General features: G+C 68.8%; 20 protein-coding genes and 1 pseudogene. 7 read left to right on the top strand and 14 right to left on the bottom strand.

Annotated features, from left to right (window positions below):
* The first annotated feature begins 86 nt into the window (after positions 1 to 86).
* Positions 87 to 908 carry a polyphosphate kinase 2 gene (gene ppk2 / locus DFQ15_RS14835; protein ID WP_110466729.1) on the top strand — a complete coding sequence of 274 codons (822 nt, stop codon included), beginning with the start codon at positions 87 to 89 and terminating at the stop codon, positions 906 to 908.
* 107 nt (positions 909 to 1015) lie between these two features.
* Here the strand turns inward: ppk2 and DFQ15_RS14830 are convergent, their stop codons facing one another.
* The 4 genes from DFQ15_RS14830 to DFQ15_RS14815 all read right to left on the bottom strand — a co-directional run bounded on the left by DFQ15_RS14830 (position 1016) and on the right by DFQ15_RS14815 (position 4041).
* A complete protein-coding gene (locus DFQ15_RS14830; protein WP_110466728.1) occupies positions 1016 to 1918 on the bottom strand; it encodes an amino acid ABC transporter substrate-binding protein in 903 nt (300 codons plus the stop codon).
* 149 nt (positions 1919 to 2067) lie between these two features.
* Complete coding sequence (locus DFQ15_RS14825) at positions 2068 to 2727, bottom strand: SPOR domain-containing protein (RefSeq protein ID WP_110466727.1); 660 nt, start codon at positions 2725 to 2727, stop codon at positions 2068 to 2070.
* 25 nt (positions 2728 to 2752) lie between these two features.
* Positions 2753 to 3565, bottom strand: coding sequence for a biotin--[acetyl-CoA-carboxylase] ligase (locus DFQ15_RS14820; RefSeq protein WP_110466726.1), 813 nt, complete (start codon positions 3563 to 3565; stop codon positions 2753 to 2755).
* Positions 3562 to 4041 carry an SET domain-containing protein gene (locus DFQ15_RS14815; protein WP_110466725.1) on the bottom strand — a complete coding sequence of 160 codons (480 nt, stop codon included), beginning with the start codon at positions 4039 to 4041 and terminating at the stop codon, positions 3562 to 3564. The genes DFQ15_RS14820 and DFQ15_RS14815 overlap by 4 nt, the downstream gene beginning before the upstream one ends.
* 148 nt (positions 4042 to 4189) lie before the next feature.
* Here DFQ15_RS14815 and DFQ15_RS14810 point away from each other — a divergent pair, with 148 nt between their 5' ends.
* The 4 genes from DFQ15_RS14810 to DFQ15_RS17595 all read left to right on the top strand — a co-directional run bounded on the left by DFQ15_RS14810 (position 4190) and on the right by DFQ15_RS17595 (position 9471).
* A complete protein-coding gene (locus tag DFQ15_RS14810) occupies positions 4190 to 7285 on the top strand; it encodes a DNA topoisomerase III (RefSeq protein WP_110466724.1) in 3096 nt (1031 codons plus the stop codon).
* The gene (locus DFQ15_RS14805) at positions 7282 to 8505 is read left to right on the top strand and encodes an AAA family ATPase (protein ID WP_110466723.1); all 1224 of its coding nucleotides are present in this window, start codon (positions 7282 to 7284) and stop codon (positions 8503 to 8505) included. The genes DFQ15_RS14810 and DFQ15_RS14805 overlap by 4 nt, the downstream gene beginning before the upstream one ends.
* Positions 8506 to 8588: 83 nt before the next feature.
* Entirely contained in the window at positions 8589 to 9236 is a 648-nt protein-coding gene (locus tag DFQ15_RS14800; protein WP_110466722.1) for a hypothetical protein, read from the top strand.
* A gap of 58 nt (positions 9237 to 9294) precedes the next feature.
* On the top strand, positions 9295 to 9471 hold the full coding sequence (locus DFQ15_RS17595) for a hypothetical protein (protein WP_199399894.1): 177 nt from the start codon (positions 9295 to 9297) through the stop codon (positions 9469 to 9471).
* A gap of 105 nt (positions 9472 to 9576) precedes the next feature.
* On the opposite strand, the gene DFQ15_RS14795 is transcribed toward DFQ15_RS17595, so the two are convergent.
* The 7 genes from DFQ15_RS14795 to DFQ15_RS14765 form a co-directional block, all read right to left on the bottom strand.
* On the bottom strand, positions 9577 to 10452 hold the full coding sequence (locus DFQ15_RS14795) for a gamma-glutamyl-gamma-aminobutyrate hydrolase family protein (RefSeq protein WP_110466721.1): 876 nt from the start codon (positions 10450 to 10452) through the stop codon (positions 9577 to 9579).
* 157 nt (positions 10453 to 10609) lie between these two features.
* A complete protein-coding gene (locus DFQ15_RS14790) occupies positions 10610 to 11725 on the bottom strand; it encodes a catalase family protein (RefSeq protein WP_110466747.1) in 1116 nt (371 codons plus the stop codon).
* Between the two features lie 56 nt (positions 11726 to 11781).
* A complete protein-coding gene (locus DFQ15_RS14785) occupies positions 11782 to 13305 on the bottom strand; it encodes a sensor histidine kinase (RefSeq protein WP_110466746.1) in 1524 nt (507 codons plus the stop codon).
* A 52-nt stretch (positions 13306 to 13357) separates the two neighbouring features.
* Positions 13358 to 14026: a response regulator gene (locus DFQ15_RS14780; protein WP_110466720.1), complete on the bottom strand. Its 669-nt coding sequence runs from the start codon at positions 14024 to 14026 to the stop codon at positions 13358 to 13360.
* A 64-nt stretch (positions 14027 to 14090) separates the two neighbouring features.
* The gene (locus DFQ15_RS14775) at positions 14091 to 14957 is read right to left on the bottom strand and encodes a substrate-binding periplasmic protein (protein WP_110466719.1); all 867 of its coding nucleotides are present in this window, start codon (positions 14955 to 14957) and stop codon (positions 14091 to 14093) included.
* 33 nt (positions 14958 to 14990) lie between these two features.
* Entirely contained in the window at positions 14991 to 16397 is a 1407-nt protein-coding gene (locus DFQ15_RS14770) for a GGDEF domain-containing protein (protein ID WP_110466718.1), read from the bottom strand.
* Between the two features lie 90 nt (positions 16398 to 16487).
* Complete coding sequence (locus tag DFQ15_RS14765; protein WP_110466717.1) at positions 16488 to 16982, bottom strand: MarR family winged helix-turn-helix transcriptional regulator; 495 nt, start codon at positions 16980 to 16982, stop codon at positions 16488 to 16490.
* A 140-nt stretch (positions 16983 to 17122) separates the two neighbouring features.
* Here DFQ15_RS14765 and recA point away from each other — a divergent pair, with 140 nt between their 5' ends.
* Positions 17123 to 18193 carry a recombinase RecA gene (gene recA / locus DFQ15_RS14760; protein WP_110466716.1) on the top strand — a complete coding sequence of 357 codons (1071 nt, stop codon included), beginning with the start codon at positions 17123 to 17125 and terminating at the stop codon, positions 18191 to 18193.
* 114 nt (positions 18194 to 18307) lie between these two features.
* The gene (recX, locus tag DFQ15_RS14755; RefSeq protein ID WP_110466745.1) at positions 18308 to 18793 is read left to right on the top strand and encodes a recombination regulator RecX; all 486 of its coding nucleotides are present in this window, start codon (positions 18308 to 18310) and stop codon (positions 18791 to 18793) included.
* 42 nt (positions 18794 to 18835) lie between these two features.
* Here recX and DFQ15_RS14750 read toward each other — a convergent pair whose 3' ends face one another.
* The 3 genes and pseudogenes from DFQ15_RS14750 to DFQ15_RS17940 all read right to left on the bottom strand — a co-directional run.
* Positions 18836 to 19819: a TerC family protein gene (locus DFQ15_RS14750; protein WP_110466715.1), complete on the bottom strand. Its 984-nt coding sequence runs from the start codon at positions 19817 to 19819 to the stop codon at positions 18836 to 18838.
* A 209-nt stretch (positions 19820 to 20028) separates the two neighbouring features.
* Positions 20029 to 20751, bottom strand: a complete 723-nt coding sequence (locus DFQ15_RS14745; protein WP_110466714.1) for a MarC family protein — start codon at positions 20749 to 20751, stop codon at positions 20029 to 20031.
* A gap of 173 nt (positions 20752 to 20924) precedes the next feature.
* Positions 20925 to 21070, bottom strand: a pseudogene (locus DFQ15_RS17940) (IS630 family transposase); the annotation flags it as partial.

The following is a 21070-nucleotide window of genomic DNA, read 5'->3' as shown; positions in this document are numbered from 1 at the left end:
CAGGTACCCGGTGGCCGCCGTACGGGCGTGGCGGACCTGCGCACGGGGGCCGCTGAAAACCTGGGGCCGCATGGCACAGTGGCGCCATGAAACCCTTCTCCCGCAAAGACTACGCGCGGCAGCTCGAGCCGCTGCAGATCGAACTGGCCCGCATGGCCCGCTGGGCCGCCGCCACCGGTCAGCGCATCCTGGTGATCTTCGAGGGCCGCGACACCGCCGGCAAGGGCGGCGCGATCGGCGCGGTGTCGGAGCACCTCAACCCGCGCCAGTGCCGGGTGGTGGCGCTGCCCAAGCCCACCGACCGCGAGCGCAGCCAGTGGTACTTCCAGCGCTACGCCGCCCACCTGCCGGCCGCCGGCGAGATCGTGCTGTTCGACCGCAGCTGGTACAACCGCGCCGGCGTCGAGAAGGTGATGGGCTACGCCACCGACGCGCAGGTCGAGGCCTTCCTGCGGCAGGTGCCGGTGTTCGAGCAGATGCTGGTCGACGACGGCATCCTGCTCTTCAAATACTGGCTGGGCACCGACCAGGACGAGCAGGAGGCCCGCTTCGCCGAGCGGCACACCGATCCGCTCAAGCGCTGGAAGCTCTCGCCGATCGACCTGGAGGCGCGCAGGCATTACGCCGACTACACCGCCGCCCGCGAGGCGATGCTGCAGGCCACCCACACGCCGCAGGCGCCGTGGACGCTGGTCGACTTCAACCACCAGCGCGCCGGCCGCCTGACGCTGCTGCGCGACCTGCTCGACCGCCTGCCCGACACCCGTGTGGAAGGCGAAGCCGTGGCGTTGGCGCCGCTGGCCCGCAAGCCGCTGAAAGAGCGCTACGGCGTGGACCAGCCCCTGAAACCCGCCAAGCCGCTGAGGCCGGCGAAAGCCGTCGGCAAGGACCGCGCGGACGATTCCTGAAACCTGGCGGGGCCCTTCGCGACGCAGGGCACGGTGCCGAGGCATCTATCCTGGAGGGTTCGCGTCAAGACGCAAACCACGAGTCGCTCGGGGCCGCGGCCCGTCCGTCAGATACCGTCGCCAACCTTGTCGCTCGGATACCTGAAGCTGTCGCGCAGGATCGAGGACACCGGCAGCTCGAGGTTGATGCCTTTGGGCGGGATGGGGGTCTGGAACCACTTGCGATAGAGCTCGTATATCTCGCCGCTCTGGATCAGCCGGCGCATCTCGGCGTCGACCACCCGCTTGAACTCGGCGTCGCCCTTGGGCAGCACCATCGCGTAGGGCTCGATGGTCATCGGCTTGCCGATCACCTGGAAGTCCGAGGGCTTGCCGGAGGTGGCGCGCAGGCTGTAGAGCAGCACGTCGTCCATCGCGAAGGCGTCGGCGGCGGCCCTCTCGACCATCGAGAACGCCTCGGCATGGTCGCGCGCCTCGACGATCTTCATCTTCAGGCCCTGCTCGCGGTCGAGCCGACGCAGCGTCTCGATGTTGGTGGTGCCCGCAGTCGACACCACCGTCTTGCCGGCCAGATCGCCGACGGTGCTGCCCGGCGTGGAGCTGCGGGTGAGGAAGCGCGAGGCCGCGATGAAGTGCGTGATCGTGAAATCGACCTGCTGGCGCCGCGCGGCGGTGTTGGTGGTGGAGCCGCACTCCATCGCAGCCTTGCCTTCGACGATGGTGGGAATGCGGGTGGCGCCGGTCACCGGCAGGTAGCGCACCTCGAGCGCCGGTAGCTTCAGCTCCTTGCGCACCGCCTCGGCGATCTTCTGGCAAATCTCGACGGCATAGCCCAGCGGCTTCTTGTCGTCGCCCGCCACATACGAAAACGGCACCAATCCTTCGCGGTGGGCGATCACGATCTGGCGGCTTTCGCGAATTTGGTCGAGCTGGCCCGCGGTGGCGGCACCGGCGGCGAGGGCGGCCACACAGGCCAGCCAGGCGGCACGCCGAAAGTGTTTGAACGTCATGGGAATCTCCAGGAGAGGCGCAACGAGGGTCTTAGCGCCCGGGGAGATTGTGCCAGAGCGTAAGGATTTGTTGGAAAACGTTAGAGTGTAGGAAATAATCGCACACGCTCGCAATAGCGTCCAGATCGCAACCCGCCGCGGCGGGCTCTTCAGTCGCAGCTACGCAACGGCTTGCCGACCAGAGAGGTGGCCAGCGCCGACACCGCCGGGCGCAATGCCTCGTCCACCGTCGGCAGGCGCAGCGTCTGGCCCCGCACCTCGGCCCGCTCCTGCACCACCCGGGCGGTGCGCACGCCCCGCTGCGACAGGGAGGCCAGCTCCTCGGTGGCGGCCTCCTGGGTCGGGAAGCTGCCGAGCGACAGACCCGGCTCCAGCGAGGAGCTGGTCAATACCTCGAACGACACCCGGCGCGCCCGCAGTTCGGCGCGTTTCTTGTTCAGCTGGTCGGCATCGGCATAGCGGCCCATGTAGACGATCCAGCGGGCCGGCGCGGTGCCCGGCTCCAGCGCCCAGCGGCCGGTGGGCAGCAGGGTGGACGCGCGCTCGCGGATCACCGCCGCCTCCGCCTCGCCGAAGAGGCCGGCCTGCAGGCATTCGGTGGCCGGTGCCGGAGGCGGCGGGGCGGCGGCGCTGCGGCGCACGTCGTCGGCCGTCACCACCCGCAGCAGGTCGGGGCGGATCTGCTGGCCCATGCGCTGCGGCTCGGACTGCGGCACCGGCGCCAGGCCCCACGATTGCAGCGCGCCGTGCGCCCAGGCGTAATAGAGCCCGTTGGCCATTACGAGGAACAGGGCAGCTATGCGCAGCATGGTGTGCGAAGGGGGTCGGGAAGGTTCAGCCGCTTATCGGCCGGCCGGTCGGACGGACGCTGATCTCGGCGCTGCGGACCGCCTGGCGCACGCCGGGCGCGGTTTCCACCAGCAGCGAGCCGTCGGCATCGACGCCGCAGGCGGTGCCCTGGCCGCCGTCGCTCAGCTGCACCGCGCGGCGGGCCAGCACGTCGCGCCGGTCGAAGCGCTCGCGCCAGGGGCCGAAGCCGTCGAGCGCGAACGCCTGCAATGCCGTCACCAGCGGTGCGGCCACCCGGCCGAGCGCCAACGCGGCTGTCAGGCCCGGCTCCAGCTCGCGCAGGCCGGCGGGCGGGGTGCGCATTCCGGCGGCGTTCGGGGCGGCGATGTTCAGGCCCACGCCCACCACCGCGTAGCGCTGGACCGGGCCGCCGTCCTCGCCCGTCACGCCGGCCGTCTCGACCAGGATGCCGCCCAGCTTGCGGTCTTGCCACCAGAGGTCGTTGGGCCATTTCAGGCCGACGCGCGGGTGCAGCGCCTCGGCCACCGCCACGCCCACCGCCAGCGACAGGCCCGACCAGTCGGCCGGCGCCAGCGGCATGCCGAGCGAGAAGGTGAGCGTGTCGCCGGGCGCACCCGCATCGCTCTGCCAGCCCCGGCCCATCCGGCCGCGGCCGGCGGTCTGGCGCTCGGCCACCAGCAGCACCGGCTCGGTGCGGCCGGCGCGGGCGCGGCGCATCAGCTCGGTGCTGGTCGAGTCGATGGCCGGCACGATCTCGACCGAAAAATCGGGGATCGACGGCGACACCGCCTGCCAGATGTCCTCGGCCGGCCAGCGGATCGGCGGGGCCAGCCTCACCGGCGAAAACCCCGCTTGGGCGCCAGCAGCGTGCCGCGGCAGCGGTCGGCGCCGCACCGGCAGGGGTACTCGGCCTTGAGCTTCCTGGTGTAGCGCTCTTCGACGATCAGGCCGTAGTCGTAGTTGAGCTCTTCGCCGGCCGGGATGTTGCGCAGTGCACGGATGAAGATCCGGCCGGCCTGCTCGTCGGCCTCGCAGTTCGGGTCGCAGCTGTGGTTGATCCAGCGGGACGAGTTGCCCCCGTACTTCGCGTCGATCACCCGGTCGGCGTCGATGTGGAAGTAGAAGGTGTGGTGGGGGTCGGCCGGGTCGTGCGGATGGCGGTCCTGCGCCTCGTCCCAGCCGATGATCTCGCCCACGTACTCGACGATGCGCTCGCCCTCGGCGATGTCCTGTACCGCGAAGACACCCTTGCCGTGCACGCCGGAGCGGCGGGTCTGGATCCGACGGCCGGAAACGGGGGGGTTGGGAGCCATGTCCAAAACTCTGTTAACTTGAATAGGCACGTATGCGTGCACGCCAGCGCGTGCAGGCGCGCGAGAACTTGCGATTGTAGGGAGCCGCCGAGGCCGGCGCGCCCCCGCCCCACCCCGCCCCGACAAAACACAAGGTACGAGAGAGAGCATGACGAAGACACTGGTGATCGCGGAAAAGCCTTCGGTAGCGCAGGACATCGTGCGCGCACTGACGCCCGTGGCCGGCAAGTTCGACAAGCACGACGACTACTTCGAGAGCGAGAAGTACGTGGTGACCAGCGCCGTGGGCCACCTGGTGGAGATCCAGGCGCCCGAAGAATTCGACGTGAAGCGCGGCAAATGGAGCTTCGCCCACCTGCCGGTGATCCCGCCCTACTTCGACCTGAAGCCGGTCGACAAGACCAAGACCCGGCTGAACGCGGTGGTGCGCCAGGCCAAGCGCAAGGACGTCTCGGCCCTGGTCAACGCCTGCGACGCGGGCCGCGAGGGCGAGCTGATCTTCCGGCTGATCGAGCAGTACGCCGGCGGCTCCAAGCTGCTCAACAAGCCGGTGCGCCGGCTCTGGCTGCAGTCGATGACGCCGCAGGCGATCCGCGAGGGCTTCGAGCAGCTGCGCAGCGAGCAGCAGATGCAGGGCCTGGCCAACGCGGCGCGCAGCCGCTCCGAGGCCGACTGGCTGGTCGGCATCAACGGCACCCGCGCCATGACCGCGTTCAACTCGCGCGACGGCGGCTTCTTCCTGACGACCGTCGGCCGGGTGCAGACGCCCACGCTGTCGGTGGTGGTGGAGCGCGAGGAGCAGATCCGCCGCTTCGTCAGCCGCGACTACTGGGAGGTGCACGCCAGCTTCCAGGCCGAGGCCGGCCCCTACCCCGGCAAGTGGTTCGACCCCGACTGGAAGAAGGCCAACGCGCCGCTGCTGCAGGCCGGCATCAGCTCCGGCACCGCCCGCGCCGGCGACGCCGACCCCGAGCAGCGTGCCGACCGCGTCTGGGCCCGCGCCCAGGCCGACGCGATCGCCGCCGCCGCCCGCGGCAAGCCCGCCACCGTGACCGAGGACAGCAAGCCCAGCACCCAGGCCAGCCCGCTGCTGTTCGACCTGACCAGCCTGCAGCGCGAGGCCAACGGCCGCTTCGGCTTCTCGGCCAAGAACACGCTCTCGCTGGCCCAGAGCCTCTACGAGCGCCACAAGGCCCTGACCTACCCGCGGACCGATTCGCGCGCCCTGCCCGAGGACTACCTGGCGGTCGCCAAGCAGACCATGGGCATGCTGGCCGGCAGCGGCATGCGCCACCTGGCGCCCTATGCGCAGCAGGCGCTCGACGGCGGCTACGTCAAGCCCACCAAGCGCATCTTCGACAACGCCAAGGTGTCGGACCACTTCGCGATCATCCCCACGCTGCAGGCGCCCAGCGGCCTGAGCGACGCCGAGCAGAAGCTCTACGACTTCGTCGTGCGCCGCTTCCTCTCGGTCTTCTTCCCGAGCGCCGAGTACCAGATCACCACCCGCATCAGCACGGTGGAGCACGAGGGCAGGCGCTACCCCTTCCGCAGCGACGGCAAGGTGCTGGTCAAGCCCGGCTGGCTGGCGATCTACGGCAAGGAAGCGCAGGACGAAGAGGCCGAGGGCGACAAGGAAGCCAAGGACGGCAAGGACGCCGGCAAGCGCCTGGTGCCGGTTCGCCCCGGCGAGAAGCCGGTCGCCACCCAAGTCGACCCCAAGGCCCTCAAGACCAAGCCCCCCGCCCGCTACAGCGAAGCCACGCTGCTCGGCGCGATGGAAGGCGCCGGCAAGACGATCGACGACGAGGAACTGCGCGCCGCGATGCAGGAGAAAGGCCTGGGCACGCCCGCCACCCGCGCCGCCATCATCGAAGGCCTGCTCACAGAGAAGTACATGCTGCGCGACGGCCGCGAGCTGATCCCCACCGCCAAGGCGTTCCAGCTGATGACGCTGCTGCGCGGCCTGGGCGTGGAAGAGCTCTCCAAGGCCGAACTCACCGGCGAGTGGGAGTACAAGCTCTCGCAGATGGAGAAGGGCCTGCTGAGCCGCGAGGCCTTCATGGCCGAGATCGCGGCGATGACCGAGCACATCGTCAAGAAGGCCAAGGAATACGACCGCGACACGGTGCCGGGCGACTACGCGACGCTCGCCACGTCCTGCCCCAACTGCGGCGGCATCGTGCGCGAGAACTACCGGCGCTACAGCTGCATCGGCCGGCCGGCGGGCGCGGCCGACGGCCACGGCAGCAACCGCGACGCGGGCACCGAGGGCTGCGGCTTCTCGTTCGGCAAGTCGCCCGCCGGCCGCACTTTCGAGATCGCCGAGGCCGACGCGCTGCTGCGCGACCACAAGATCGGGCCGCTGGAGGGCTTCCGCTCCAAGGCGGGCTGGCCGTTTACCTCCGAGATCGTGCTGAAGTTCGACGACGAAGCCGCCAACTGGAAGCTGGAGTTCGACTTCGGCGACGACAGGAAGGGCGAGGAGAGCGGCGAGATCGTCGATTTCACCGGCCAGGAGCCGCTCGGCAAGTCGCCCTGCGACGACGGCATGGTCTACGAGCACGGCAGCAACTACGTCAGCGAGCGCGCCGTGCCCACCGCCGAGCACCCGACGCCCACCAGCGCCTTCAAGGTCGGCAAGATCATCCTGCAGCAGCCGATCTCCCGCGAGCAGGTGCAAAAGCTCCTGGAGACCGGCAAGACCGACCTGCTCGACAAGTTCATCAGCAACAAGACGCGTCGCCCGTTCAAGGCCTTCCTGGCCTGGGACGCCGCCGCCGGCAAAGTCAACTTCGAGTTCGAGCCCCGCGCCAGCAAGTTCCCGCCACGGCCGGGCGCCGCTATTAAAACCGCAGCAGGTAGTCGGGGCGTGGCGCCGGCCGCGGGCACGAAAGCCGTGAAGATCGCGGCCAAGACGGCCACCGCCAGGAAGACCACCGCCGCCAACGCACCGGCCGCCAAGAAGGTCGCGGCCGCCCCCAGGGCACCGCGCAAGACGACGCCCGGCACCGGCCTGGTCCCGAGCGCCGCGCTGGCCGCGGTGATCGGCACCGAGCCGGTCGCCCGTACCGAGGTGATCAAGAAGCTGTGGGACTACATCAAGGCGCACAAGCTGCAGGACGCCCGAGACAAGCGCGCGATCAACGCCGACGACAAGCTGCTGGCCGTCTTCGGCAAGCCGCAGGTCACGATGTTCGAGTTGGCCGGCATCGTCGGCAAGCATCTGGGAGCGGCGTCGTGAGCATTCGGCGCTTCTACATCGACAACTTCAAGACCCTGGTGGATTTCCACCTGCCGCCGCTGCCGCACGTTTTGGGCGCGTTCACCTGCCTTGTCGGCTTGAACGGGGCGGGCAAGTCGTCGGTGCTGCAGGCATTCGATCTGCTGGGGCATCTTGCAACCGGCGATGTGGAAGACTGGCTGCGACAGCGCGAGTGGGAAAAGTCGGATTTGACGAGTCGCTTCCTCAAGCGGCAGCTAATCAATTTCGAACTCGAATTCGATCTTCCCTCGGTGGGCCCGGTGGAGTGGAAAGGTGCGTTCAATACCTCGTTGCTGCGATGCACGGCCGAATCGGTCCGTGTCGACGGCGGCGACGTGCTGCGGATCGGCGAAGACCATCTCAAGGTTGCGACCGGGCCGTGGTCGCCCCCCCTGCTGTATCCGCTGCTCGGTTTGGACTACCACGGCTCCACGCTGTCGTTCCTCAAGACCGAGAAACTGCATCCGGCGCTGCATGCTTTGAGGGAACATGCCACGCGCCTGCGTTCGCTCGACATGCTGTCGCCGCAGTCGATGCGGCGCAGGGCCAAGGACGGCACGCATATCGGCTACGGCGGCGAGCGTTTGTCCGCCTTCCTGCATGCACTGCCGCGGCATGGCCAACAACAACTGCTGCGATCCTTGCAGCGTTTCTATCCGCAACTCGCCGACTGGAGCACCAAGGCCTTGCGCGCGGGATGGAAAGATCTGCGCGTCAGCGAGCAGTACCCGGACGCCAACGGCAAGCCACTCGAAACCGCTGCGCGGCATATCAACGACGGCTTGTTGCGGGTGCTGGCCGTGCTGTCGCAATTCGGCAGCGCAGCGGCCGCGGACGACGCACCGGTACTGTCGCCGCCGGCTCCTCGCGCCTGCCTGCTGCTCGACGAAATCGAGAACGGCATCAACCCGGAGTTGATGCAGCGCCTGGTGGAGGCGCTTCTGGAGGCAGACCGCCAGATCATCATCACCACCCACAGCCCTCTCGTGCTGAACTATCTGCCGGACGATTTCGCGCGCGAGGCCGTCATCCTGCTCTACCGCAATCCCGACGGCTACACCCGCTCCGTACGGCTGTTCGATCTGCCCTCGGCACGGGAGCGGCTGCGTCTTCTCGGGCCGGGCGAAGTGTTCGTCGACATTCCCCTGCGCGATGTGCCGGCCGAGGCCGCCGCACTTCCTGTGCCGCCACCGCCATGAGATTGTGGCTTTCGGGCGAAGGGCCGTCGGACCTGGGCACTCTGCGGCCCGATGCTGCGGGCCTTGATTTCGTGCCCGGGCCCATGGCGTTCATCGTGGATCGTCTGGTCGCGCGGCGACTGGGCTATTCGCTGCTGGATTACGAAGCAGAGGGAACCGACTGCATCCGGTACCAAAACAAAAGCGACCTTGCCCGCGCGGGAAAACGCGGCCCCATGTTGCTGCCCGGCGTGAAGTTCGGGCAGCACAACAGCCTTTTCACCCAGAATGCCCAGGTTCTGGGCTTGCTGGCCAAGGAAGACGGGCAGGCGTCTGGCATGCCGACGATCGCGGTGCTCTTCCGGGATTCGGACGGCACGCGCTCCACGCCCGCGCGGCAGTGGAAGGAGAAGGTCTATTCGATGCAGCGCGGTTTTGCGCTCGCGGACTATGCCTGCGGCGTTCCGATGGTGCCCCGCCCCAAATCGGAAGCATGGCTGATCGGCGCTTTTTTGCAGCCGCCCTATGCGCATTGCGCTGCGTTGGAAGATGCATCGGGTAACGACGGCAGCCCCCAAAGTCTCAAGAATCGACTGAAGTCGCTGGTCGGCCACGTGGCCAGTGCGCATGAGCAGGCGCAGTGGGTCCATGATGGCCGCGTCGAACCCGAAAGAATCGACATGCCCAGCTTCACGGCCTTCCGAACCGCGCTGGAAAGCGCCGTCGACGTTGCACTGCACCATGTACCCTGAACCCGACGCCCCGCCGAAACGCACGGGTGCCGGCACCCGAAGCCTTTCTGCCACTGCGATGCGGCGCACGGCGTACCGTGTGCTGGCCGCCGCGCTGCTGTGCGCAGGCCTGGTCGGCTGCAAGGCGCTGGGGGGCGCAGGCACGGCCGGCGCATCCGGCAGCGGGACGGGCACCGGTGGCAGCGGTCTGACCGTGTTCGGCACGGTGGATGCGGCGGTGACGCGCTCGCGCTGAGGCCGACGACCAGGGTCGGGCGGTACCCCCCGACCCTTCGCCTCCTCGCATCGGCACATGGCCCGTGCGGCCCGGCCCCTCCTCTCCGGGCCCGGCGATTGGCCGTCACCGCATCAGCAGGGCCTGCCGCAACAGCCGCGCGGCCCTGTCCCGGATCTGCCCCGGCAGGCTGCGCGCCGGCGAGATCGGCCGGCTGCGGAACGCGGCGCACGCCCCCAGGAAGTCGTGCAGGATGGCCGTGTCGTCGATCGTGTTGGCGCCGTGCCGGTGGAACTCGGGGTGCCACTGTGTCGCCGCGATGTAGCCCTTCTGCGGCCCGCCGGTGCGGCGGATCGCCTCGGGCACCCGGTCCGGCGCACTCCAGGCCTCCACGGTGAAATCGGGCGCCAGTTGTTTGATGCCCTGGTGGTGGATGCTGTTGACCCGGGCCCGCAGCACGCCCGGGTAGAGCTGCGACAGGCGCGTTCTCTCGACGATGTCGATCTCGTGGAAGTTCTGGTCGTAGGTGGTCGCATCGCGGTGGCGCAGGGCGCCGGCGTGCTGCGTCTCGATGTCCTGGTACAGCGTGCCGCCGTAGGCCACGTTGATCAGCTGCAGGCCGCGGCACACGCCGAAGACCGGCTTGCCCGCCTGTGCGAAGGCTTCGACCACCGCCAGATCGTAGAGGTCGCGCACCCGGTCGCCGATCCAGGCGTCCTGCAGCGGCTCTTCGCCGTAGCTTCCGGGCCAGACGTCGGCACCGCCGTGCATCACGACGCCGTCGAGCCACTCGGCATAGTGGGCCAGGCTGACGTCGCCGCGCGCGGTCTCGCCCGTCGGACAGGGCACCATCACCACCATCGCGCCGGCCGACATCAACCAGTGCGCGATCGACTGCTCCACGTACTGGAGCGTCTTGCCGGTGAAGAGCGATCGGTCCGGGTCGGCGTGCTGGAAGCAGGCCGACAGACCGATCTTCAGGCGCTTGGATGTGGGCTGCATGGCCCCATTGTGGCGCCGCCGCTCCGGTCGGTGCTGCCTGGCTTAGAGCGGCTAACACAACCCAGCGAAGCGGTTCTGGCTAGGCGCCGCATCGCAGACAGTACGAGTAGTACGACAAGGTGCGGCAACGACGCCAGAAGGGTTGTGTTGGCCGCTCTTAGACCACCATGTCCGCATTGCGCGGTTCGTGCATCGGGCAGCCGTTGCGGCTGCCGCGGAATGCGACCGACTCGGGATACACCGCGCGGCGCACGCGCATGACCGAGCCCAGCGGGCGATGCGCCGCCAGTCCGTGCCACGGATTGAAGGACATGCCGTCGTCCACCGCGGCCTTGCGGGCGGCGTCCCAGGCCGACTGGCGCGGGATGCGGATGCGGGCGACGGCCACATAGGGACTCAGCTTTTCCGGCCAGAGCACCGACGGGTCCTCGATCGGCATCGCCTCGATGTCGGTGCACAGCTGCACCCGCAGCTCCCACTCGGCATCGTCGTGCGACGCGAAGAAGTCCGTGACGGCTTCGCGCAGGCCGTCGGGCTTATCGTCCAGGTCCACCGGCGCGTCTTTCAGCGCGATGAGAGACGGTGCCACCGGCACGATCTGCAACTTGGCCATGTAAGGCCCATAGAGCAGCGGCACCTGGGCGAAGTAGGTGTCGCCCAGGGGATTCGTTTCGGGATGTCCGCCCATCGCCTTCACCGTGCCGCTTTCTAGGCCCACGGCTTCCAGCACCCTCTCGGTGCCGCGCAGCACGCTCGACAGCAGCTTCTTGGCGGTCGGCACCTTGTCGGTGGTGGCGGCCAGCAGCTTCAGGTTTCGCAGGAAACCCCTGGCGTTCGGCGCCGAGAACTTCGGGCCGTTGATCATCAGGAAATCTTGCGTGGTGGCGCCTTCGGAACCGGGCAGACGCGCGCCTTCGACCCCGATCACCTTGACCGCCATCGCACGCGGCAGCGAGACGGCGTCGTCCAGCTCTTCGGCCGGTGGGGTCGAAAGCCGGGCCACCAGAGGATAGACGCCGGCCCGGGCGAACAAACCCTGTGCCAGGGTGGGGGGCAGGTTCGGCAGCACATCGAGTTCGCCGCGCAGCAGGCCGTGGCTCTTGGCGTGCACGCTGCGCAGCGCATGTCCGGTGTGTTCGAACATCGTCGCAGACATCTTCAGCAGCACTTCCTTGGTTTGCGCGATTGTCTCGGCTTCGCCGTCCTCGGGGGTCTCGAAAGCGGACTGGTACGGAATCGGCGCGGCCGCGCCTGCAGGGGGCGTGGAGGTCATCATGGTCCTTGTAGTGCTGGCAGCCGGCCACACGCCGACCTCGAGAACCGGTTGTATCAGCGGGTTTTGGCGCCGCCTGTAGGCGACCGCGCAAGCGGCGATGACGGACGGGATGCCGCGACGCTATCGGCGGCCGGCCGGTTCCGGTGCAGGTCGGCAGGGCCGCGCTGCTGGCCGACCGTGGTGCCGAAACGGACGGTAAAGCGTGTGCCCGGCGGTCGGCGGCCGGGCAGGGCGTCTTCCAGCGCCACCTGCGCACCGTGCAGCCGGGCGATTTCCCGCACGATCGGCAGGCCCAGGCCCGAGCCGTCGGCGCCTGTGCCGAGCGCGCGGTAGAAGGGCTGGAACACCAACTCGCGCTCGGCCTCGGGAATGCCGGGGCCCGAGTCCTCCACCTGGAGCAGCGCCACGTCGCCGAAGGCGTCGGCCAGTACCCGTGCAGTGATGACGCCCGGCCGTTCGGCGGTCGAGGGCGTGTAGGCCAGCGCGTTGTCGACCAGGTTGCGGATCATCTCCTTCAACAACGTCGGATGGCCCTGCAGCGCAACGCCGGTCGCGCCCGGGGCCAAGCCGTCGTAGCCCAGGTCGATGCGCTTGTCCATCGCGCGGGGCACCGCCTCGCGCACCACCTCCATCGTGATGCGGGCCAGGTCGCAGTGCTGCATCGTGGTGAAGGCGGTGCCGCTGCTCTCGGCGCGCGCCAGGGCGAGCAACTGGTTGACGGTGTGGGTCGCGCGGATACTGGCCCGGCCGATCTGCTGCAACGACAGCTTCAGTTCGGCGGTGCTGGTGCCTTCGCGCTGGGCCAGGTCGGCCTGCATCCGCAGACCCGCCAGCGGCGTCTTCAGCTGGTGCGCCGCATCGGCCAGAAAGCGCTTCTGCGTCGCCACCGATTCCTGCAGCCGCAGCAGCAGATCGTTGACCGACGACACCAGCGGTGCCACTTCCATCGGAACGGCGGTCTCGTCGAGCGGGCTCAGGTCATCGGGCGAACGGGCGCGGATCCGCTCCTCCAGTTGCGACAGCGGCTTGATGCCGCGCGCCAGCGCCAGCCATACCAGCAGCACCGCCAGCGGCAGGATCACGAACTGCGGCAGCATCACGCCCTTGATGATCTCGGTCGCCAGCACCGAGCGCTTGCTGCGGGTCTCGGCCACCTGCACCAGCACCTGGACTTGCGGTTGGTCGACGTCGGCCGCGGCGAAGCGTACCCAGGTGGCGGCGACGCGCACGTCCAGCCCGCGCACCTCGTCGTCGCGCAGCCGCACCGCACCGGTCGCCGGCCACGGCTCGTCGGCCGGCTGTATGGGCACCGGCAGGTCGCGGTCGCCGACGAACACCTCGCCGCGCAGGCCGCGCACCTGGTAGTACACCGTGTCGGCATCGTCGGCCCGCAGCAGCTCGCGCGCCGGCTGGGGCAGGTCGAAGCGCAAACGTCCGTTCTGCAGCGTGACGAACTGCGCCAGCGCCTGGACGTTGTATTCCAGCGCCCGGTCGAACGGCTTGTCGGCGATGCTCTGCGCCACCAGCCAGGTCAGCGCCAGGCTGATAGGCCACAGCAGCAGCAGCGGCGTGAGCATCCAGTCCAGGATCTCGCCGAACAGCGACCGCTGTTGCCTTTGAAAGATCAAGCTAAATTTTCTCGAGGCAGTAGCCCAGGCCGCGCACGGTGGCGATCCGGATCGGGCCGCGCTCTATCTTCTTGCGCAGGCGGTGGATATAGACCTCGATCGCGTTGGTGCTCACCTGTTCGCCCCATTCGCAGAGCCGCTCGACCAGCTGGTCCTTGCTGACAAGGCGTCCGGCGCGCTGCAGCAGCACCTCCAAAAGGCCCAGTTCGCGTGCCGACAGCTCGACCATGCGGCCGTCGATCGTCGCCACCCGGCCGGCCTGGTCGTACTGCAGCGGGCCGTGCTTGATGGTGTTGCTGGTACCGCCCACGCCGCGGCGCACCAGGGCGCGCACCCGGGCCTCCAGCTCCTGCAGGCTGAAGGGCTTGGCCATGTAGTCGTCGGCACCGACATCCAGCCCCTTGACCCGTTCCTCGACGCTGTCGGCCGCGGTCAGGATCAGCACCGGCAGGGTCGATCCACGGCTGCGCAGGCGCTCCAGGACCTCCAGGCCGTGGACCTTGGGCAGGCCCAGATCCAGGATCAGCAGGTCGAACTGGTCGGTCTCCAGCAGGGCGGCGTCGGCCTCGCTGCCGCTGGCCACGTGGTCCACGGCGGCGCCCGAGCTGCGCAGGGTTCGCAGCAGGCCGTCCGCAAGGACCTGGTCGTCTTCTGCAATCAGGATGCGCATCTTGGGGTCCTCGCCCCGTGGGCGGGGGCTGTGCGATTCTAGGAGCGCAGGAGCGCCCCGGCGCTCAGGGTTTGGACGCGGCCGCCGCCGCCCCGGCGTTGGGGTCGACCCGCGCCAGCAGACGCTGCACCGTGCCCTCGGCGCGCAGGGATTCGAAGGCCGCGCGGGTGCGTACCACCAGGTCCTCGGGCGTGCCACGGCTGTAGGCGAGGTAGGCGCTCAGGGTCAGTGCGTCGAGCGTCGCCACGCGGGTCAGGCCGGGGCAGTTGGGCTTGAACTTGCGGCAGATGTCGGCGGCGTCGACGTCGGTCATCGGCAGCAGGTCGACCTGCCGGCGCAGCAGGCGTTGAAAGTTGTCTTCGCGCCGCGCGGCCAGGGTCAGCATGGTGAAGCCCTGCTGCGCCAGGTAGCGGTGGCGCACGTCGTCGCGGATCACCCCGATCGCGTAGCGCCGCGCATCGTCGAGCCGGGCGACCGCCACCTCGGGCCGGTCGCTCAGGCGGTAGAGGTGGTACTTCAGCGGAAGCACCTCGGCGGTCCACAGGAAAAGCGGCTCGCGCTCGGGCGTGCGCACCAGCAAGTAGATCAGCACGTTGGGCGCGTTCAGCGCCATGTCGTAGGCGCGCGCCCAGGGGTACACGCCCAGCTGCGCCGGGATGCCGGCCCGCTCCAGCGTCATCCGCACCAGGTCGGTCGCGGGACCCGGCGTCACGCCGTCGGACGCGTACGAATAGGGCGTGACTTCCGAGACCACCGTGATCGGCGCTGCCTGCGCGAAGGCGGCCGGGGCGGCGGCCAGCGTGTCCAGGGCCAGCGCCAGCGCCAGCGCCAGTGCCGCGGCCCAGCGGTGCAGCCGCGTGGCACGGGGGCGCCGAAACCCCGGCGGCGCAGGCGAGGGCGACGGGGGTAGCGAAGGGGGACATGGGTGCATGGGTGCGCTCCGATAAAAAAGCTGCCTCGGGTATCAGAAGGCCGCGACGACGCGGTTGCGGCCCTGTTCCTTGGCCTGGTACATCGCCCGGTCGGCATGGCGGAACAGCATGTCGACGTCGGGCATCGTCGGCTCCTGCTGCGCCACGCCGATGCTCAGCGTGACGTAGGGCGCCGCGCCCGGGCCGGCGCCCGCGTGCGTGATCGCCAGGGCGTGCACCGTGTCGCGCAGCAGCTCGGCCAGGCGGGTGGCCTGCGCCAGGGTGGTGTCGGGCAGCAGCAGGGCGAACTCCTCGCCGCCGACGCGCGCGGCCAGGTCGGTCGCGCGGGCCGCCACCCGCTGCAGCGCGCCGGCTACGGCGCGTAGGCAGGCGTCGCCGTTGGCATGGCCGTGGGTGTCGTTGAAGCGCTTGAAATAATCGACGTCGGCCAGCAGCAGGCAGAGCGGTTGTCCGCTGCGGTCGCTAAGCGCGAATTCTCGGGCGGCCGCCTCGTCGAAGTGCCGCCGGTTGGCGAGCGCGGTGAGCGCGTCGGTGCGCGACAGCCTCTCCAGCGTCCGGTTGGCGGTCTCCAGTTCCAGGGTACGGGCCTGCACCAGTTCGGCCAGCCGGTCGCGGTGGTGGGCCAGCTCGGTCTCGTAACGGTGCTGGCGCTGCAGGAAGTCCGACAGATTGGTCTGCAGGTGGTTCACCCCGTCCACCAGCTGGGTCAGCTCGTCGCGGCGCGAGGACGGGCGTCGCAGCACCAGCGGCCGGTCGAGCGTCTCGGGCGAGAGCCGCTTAAGGTGCGCCGCGATGCGCCGCACGTGCCGGGTGACCAGCCGGTTGAACACCAGCACCACAAGTCCCGCCACCAGCAGCGACTGGGTGAGCTGCGTCACCACGATGCCCATCACCTCGACCCGCAGCCGCGACCACAGCGCCCGCTCCTCGCCGTACAGCGTCAGCGTGCCGACGGTTTCCTTGCGGCCGATGAAGGGCTCGTGCACCAGCGCCACGGTGCGGGCGGGCGCCAGGGTCGAGAGCCGCCAACCCGGCCGCACCGCGCCGAAGGTCTCGGGCTGGCGGCCGCGGGCGTCGGCCGCTACCGTCAGCTCGACCATGCCGACTGCCTTGGCGCCCAGCAGGCCCGAGATCTGGCTCAGCACCGAGTCGCGGTCCAGCTCCCAGACCGAGCGGGCCAGCCCGGGCTGGAAGACGTCCTCCAGCATCTTCAGGTCGCTTTCCATCCAAGCCACGCCGTTGTTCCAGGCGGCCCAGGTGCGCACCGCACCCGCCAGCGTGGTGAAGACGATGCAGAAGCCGAGGGTGACCAGCGTCAGCCGCCCCGCCACCGACCGCAGCGCCTGGCCGATCCGCTGCCGCCGCGTCGGGCGCACGGGTTCCGGCGCGGCGGTCGCGGGGGCGCCGCGCGGCACGGAATCGGGGGGCGCGGCGTTCATCGGCGCGTGGTCGGCAGGGGAAAAGCCATGCGTGAGGGTACCGGAGGCCGGCGCGCGTGGATAGCCGGCACGGCGGCCGGGCGGTGCCGGTCAGGTCGAATACGCTTCCAGCCCCAGCCGGACTACGGTGGCCACCGCATCTCCCACCGCGGCGTGGAATTCGGCCTCGGCCTGCGCCACCGCGCGCTGGAAGCCGGCCAGCCAGTCGCGCCCCGCCGGGGTGAAGCGCACCAGCCGTGCACGTGCGTCGCGCGGGTCGGGCGCCCGCGACACCAGGCCCCAGGCCTCGCACTGGTCCACCAAGTCGCCCATCGCCTGCTTGCTCATGCCGGCCGCGGCTGCCAGCTCGGTCAGGCGGGCCCCGGGCAGCGGCAGATGGCGGGTGATGTGGATGTGCGCCGCCGTCACCTGGGCGCGTGCCGCCAGGTTGGAGAGCGCCAGCGGCACCTGGGCGTCGTGGGCCATCAGCACCAGCACCCGCTCGTCGAAGCGGCGCATCGCATGGCCCAGCAGCCTGCCCAGGTGGGCCTCGCGCCAGCGGTCGTCGTCGGGATCGGGCGGGCAAATATCCGGTCGTTCGGTCATTCCCATATAGTAAGTCAAACTGACTAAAAATTGGGCGTGCGTGTTGGAATACCTCCTTAGAATACTGTTCAAGCATCCAGCCTGTGCTTATTCTCAGGCGCTGGAACCTGTTGCAAGTCATTGAACCACTGGAGTTTTTCATGGACGTATCGACCAAGAATCCCGCTGCCGCCGAAAAGGCCAAAGCCCTGCAGGCAGCACTGGCGCAGATCGAGAAGCAGTTCGGCAAGGGCACGATCATGCGGCTGGGCGAGGGCGAGGTGGTGGCCGACATCCAGGTCGTCTCCACCGGTTCCCTGGGCCTGGACGTGGCGCTCGGCGTGGGTGGCCTGCCGCGCGGCCGGGTCATCGAGATCTACGGCCCGGAGTCGTCGGGCAAGACGACGCTCACCCTGCAGGTCATCGCCGAGATGCAGAAGCAGGCCGGCACCTGCGCCTTCGTGGACGCCGAGCATGCGCTCGACACCCAGTACGCGCAGAAGCTGGGCGTGAACCTGCAGGAGCTGCTGATTTCCCAGCCCGACACCGGCGAGCAGGCGCTCGAGATCGTCGACAGCCTGGTGCGCTCCGGCGCGGTCGACCTGATCGTCATCGACTCGGTCGCGGCGCTGACGCCCAAGGCCGAGATCGAGGGCGACATGGGCGACAGCCTGCCCGGCCTGCAGGCCCGCCTGATGAGCCAGGCGCTGCGCAAGCTCACCGCCACCATCAAGAAGACCAACTGCATGGTGATCTTCATCAACCAGATCCGGATGAAGATCGGCGTGATGTTCGGCTCGCCCGAAACCACCACCGGCGGCAACGCGCTGAAGTTCTACGCCTCGGTGCGGCTCGACATCCGCCGCATCGGCTCGATCAAGAAGGGCGAGGAGATCATCGGCAACGAGACCAAGGTCAAGGTGGTCAAGAACAAGGTCAGCCCGCCGTTCAAGACGGCCGAGTTCGACATCCTGTTCGGCGAGGGCATCAGCCGCGAGGGCGAGATCATCGACATGGGCGTCGAGGCCAAGGTGATCGAGAAATCGGGTGCCTGGTACGCCTACCAGGGCGAGAAGATCGGCCAGGGCCGCGACAACGCACGCGAGTTCCTGCGCGAGAACGGCGACCTGGCCCGCGAGATCGAGAACAAGGTGCGCGAAGGCCTGGGCATCTCGCTGCTGCCGGCCGAGGGTGAAACCGCATCGGCTTCGGCCGCCACGGCCACGGCGTGACCTGCCGGGTTTTCGAAGAAAAAGGGGCGCCGGCCGGCGCCCCCTGCCGGCCACATGCTATCGATTCAATAGCATATGGCCGTCGTGCGTGCGGGGCGGCCCATCGGGTGGCGCATGGCCTTCGGTAAGCCCTCGCTCAAGGGCCGAGCCCTGCGGCTGCTGGCCGGCCGGGAGTATTCGCGCACCGAGCTGGAGCGGCGGCTGCGCCAGCACGAGGAGCAGCCCGGCGAGCTGGCGGCCGCGCTCGACGAGCTGACCGCCAAGGGCTTCATCAGCGAGGCGCGGGTGGTGCATTCGGTGGTGCAGCGCCGCGCCGCCCGGCTCGGCGCGGCCCGCATCCGCCAGGAACTGCAGGCCAAGGGCGTCGCGCCCGAGGCGGTGGCCGCAGCCGTACAGGGCCTGCAGAGCAGCGAACTTGCCCGTGCCCAGGACGTCTGGCGCCGCAAATTCGACACGCCGCCCCGGGATGCCCAGGAGCGCGGCAAGCAGATGCGTTTTCTGGTGGCCCGCGGCTTCGGCGGCGAGACGGTGCGCAAGGTGCTGGCAGGCAGGGGCGACGAAGACGACGGGGGAGGTCGGTACGCCGACGCAGGCGACTGACGCGCCCGGGCTCCGGCCCCAGGCGTCATGCCGCGACCGCCCTCAGTTTTCGGCGGGCCGACCGCGTGTTTTCCAAAGCGAGACCAGCACGCCGCCCGCGATCAGGCCGAAGGTCACGCCGAGCGAGATGACCGCAGGAATCTTGCCGATGATGCCGACCAGGAAAATCTTGCTGCCGATGAACACCAGCACCAGCGCCAGTGCGTACTTCAGGTACTTGAAGCGGTGGATCATGGCGGCCAGCGCGAAATAGAGCGCGCGCAGGCCGAGGATGGCGAAAATATTGCTGGTGTAGACGATGAACGGATCGGTGGTGATGGCGAAGATCGCCGGCACCGAATCGACCGCGAATACCAAGTCGACGAACTCGATCAGCACCAGGGCCAGCAGCAGCGGGGTCGCGAAGCGCTCGACCTTGCCGGTGGCGGGATCGGTCTCGCGCACCCAGAAGCTGTTGCCGCGCAGCCCGTCGGTCAGGCGCATGTGCCGCTTCAGGAACTTCAGCATCGGATTGTTCGCGATGTCGGGCATGTGGTCGGCGATGATCCACATCTTGATGCCGGTGAAGATCAGGAAGGCGCCGAAGAGATAGAGCACCCAGCTGAAGCGGCTGACCAGGGTGGCGCCCAGGCCGATCATCAAGGCCCGCAGCACGATCACCCCCAGGATGCCCCAGAACAGCACCCGGTGCTGGTACTGCCACGGGATCGCGAAGAAGCTGAAGATCAGCGCGATCACGAAGACGTTGTCCATCGACAGCGACTTCTCGATCATGAAGCCGGTGTAGTAGTCCATGCCGCTCTGTGCGCCCAGATACCACCAGACCCAGGCGCCGAACAGCAGCGACACGGTGATGTAGCCCGCCGACAGCAGCAGGCTTTCCTTGACTTCGATCTCGTGGTCGTCCCGGTGCAGAACGCCCAGGTCGAAGGCCAGCAACGAGACGACAACGACGACGAACGCCAGCCAGACCCAGGCCGGTTTACCCAGGAAGTCGGCCAGCAGGAAGGGGAGCAGGAAGTCCATGGTTCAATTTCAAGGATCGCAACGAAAAGGGGTAGCGGTGCATGGCCGAAGAATCATAAAACGGGCCCACGCGGCGGCTCCGCATCCTGCGGGCCATGTCGAGGTACCTGGGGCCAACGCCGGGTGCATCGGGCGGATGGTAGCCGCCGTGCTCCAGGAACCGCCTCCGTTCATCGGCTGTTCATGCGGCCGCGTTCCGATGCGGCCCCCTACAGCACGCCCGAGGCCGCGCCCGGCACCATGCCGCGCTGCACCGCTTCGGCCAGCAGCGCGCCGGCGCCGCGCCAGAAGATCTGGATGCCCAGGCACAGCAGGATGAAGGCCGAGAGCCGCAGAAAGACGATGGTGCCGGTCTCGCCCAGCGGCCTCAGCAAGGCCTGCGCATAGCGGTAGCAGAGGAAGGTGACCAGCGCCACCCCGAACAGGCCTACCGCCGCGCCGGCGCTGCGGGCCACGGTGGCGGTGAGCGAGGGTTCGACCAGGCTCACACCCACGGTGATCGTCGCGGCCAGCGATCCCGGGCCGCAGGTGAGCGGGAACGACAGCGGGTAGAACGCGGTGCGGTTCACCATCTCGGGCGTATAGGCCTCGGCCAGCCGCTCGGCCGGCGGCGAGCCCGCCTGGTTGGTGTTGATCAGCCGCCAGGCGATGGCCGAGACCAGCAGGCCGCCGCCCACCCGCACGATGTCGAGCGAAATCCCGAAAAAGTCGAGCACGAACGATCCGACCACCGTGCCCGCCGCCATGAGCAGGAACACGTTGCGCGCCACCCGCTGCGCCAGCAGCCTGCGCGTGGCGTCCGACGCCCCCTCGGTCAGCGACAGGAAGAGCGGCGCGGTGCTCGGCGGATTGACGATCGGCAGCAGCGTCGCCACCACGAGCAGGAAGCTCTTGCCGAAGGCCAGCAGCAGATCGGGCAGGGGCAGGTTCATGGCAGCGTAAAAATCAGAACTAAAAAGCCTTCCAGCCGGCGTCTCGCGCCGGCCATCAGCTATGAATTATGTAGCGCGTACCTTGAGCCCTCGGCCCCCATCCCATGCAACGCAAAAGGTGTGAATGAACCGTAGCGAGCGGCCCGAGTTTCGGTTTGCGCTAGTGTGGTGTCTCAAAAATAAGCAGAACTAAGTTTATGGGCAGCCCGAGCGACCTTTGCGAGGATCGTATCGGCGCTCTTGTGCCAGATGAAAGGTTTCGGGTCGGCGTTATGTCGGTCGATGTATTGCCGGATGGAGCGCTCCAGATCGGCCACGC

Source organism: Xylophilus ampelinus (assembly GCF_003217575.1).
GTDB classification, from domain to species: domain Bacteria; phylum Pseudomonadota; class Gammaproteobacteria; order Burkholderiales; family Burkholderiaceae_C; genus Xylophilus; species Xylophilus ampelinus.
The sequence above is the reverse complement of the archived record's forward strand: the minus strand, read 5'-3'. Positions and strand labels throughout refer to the sequence as shown.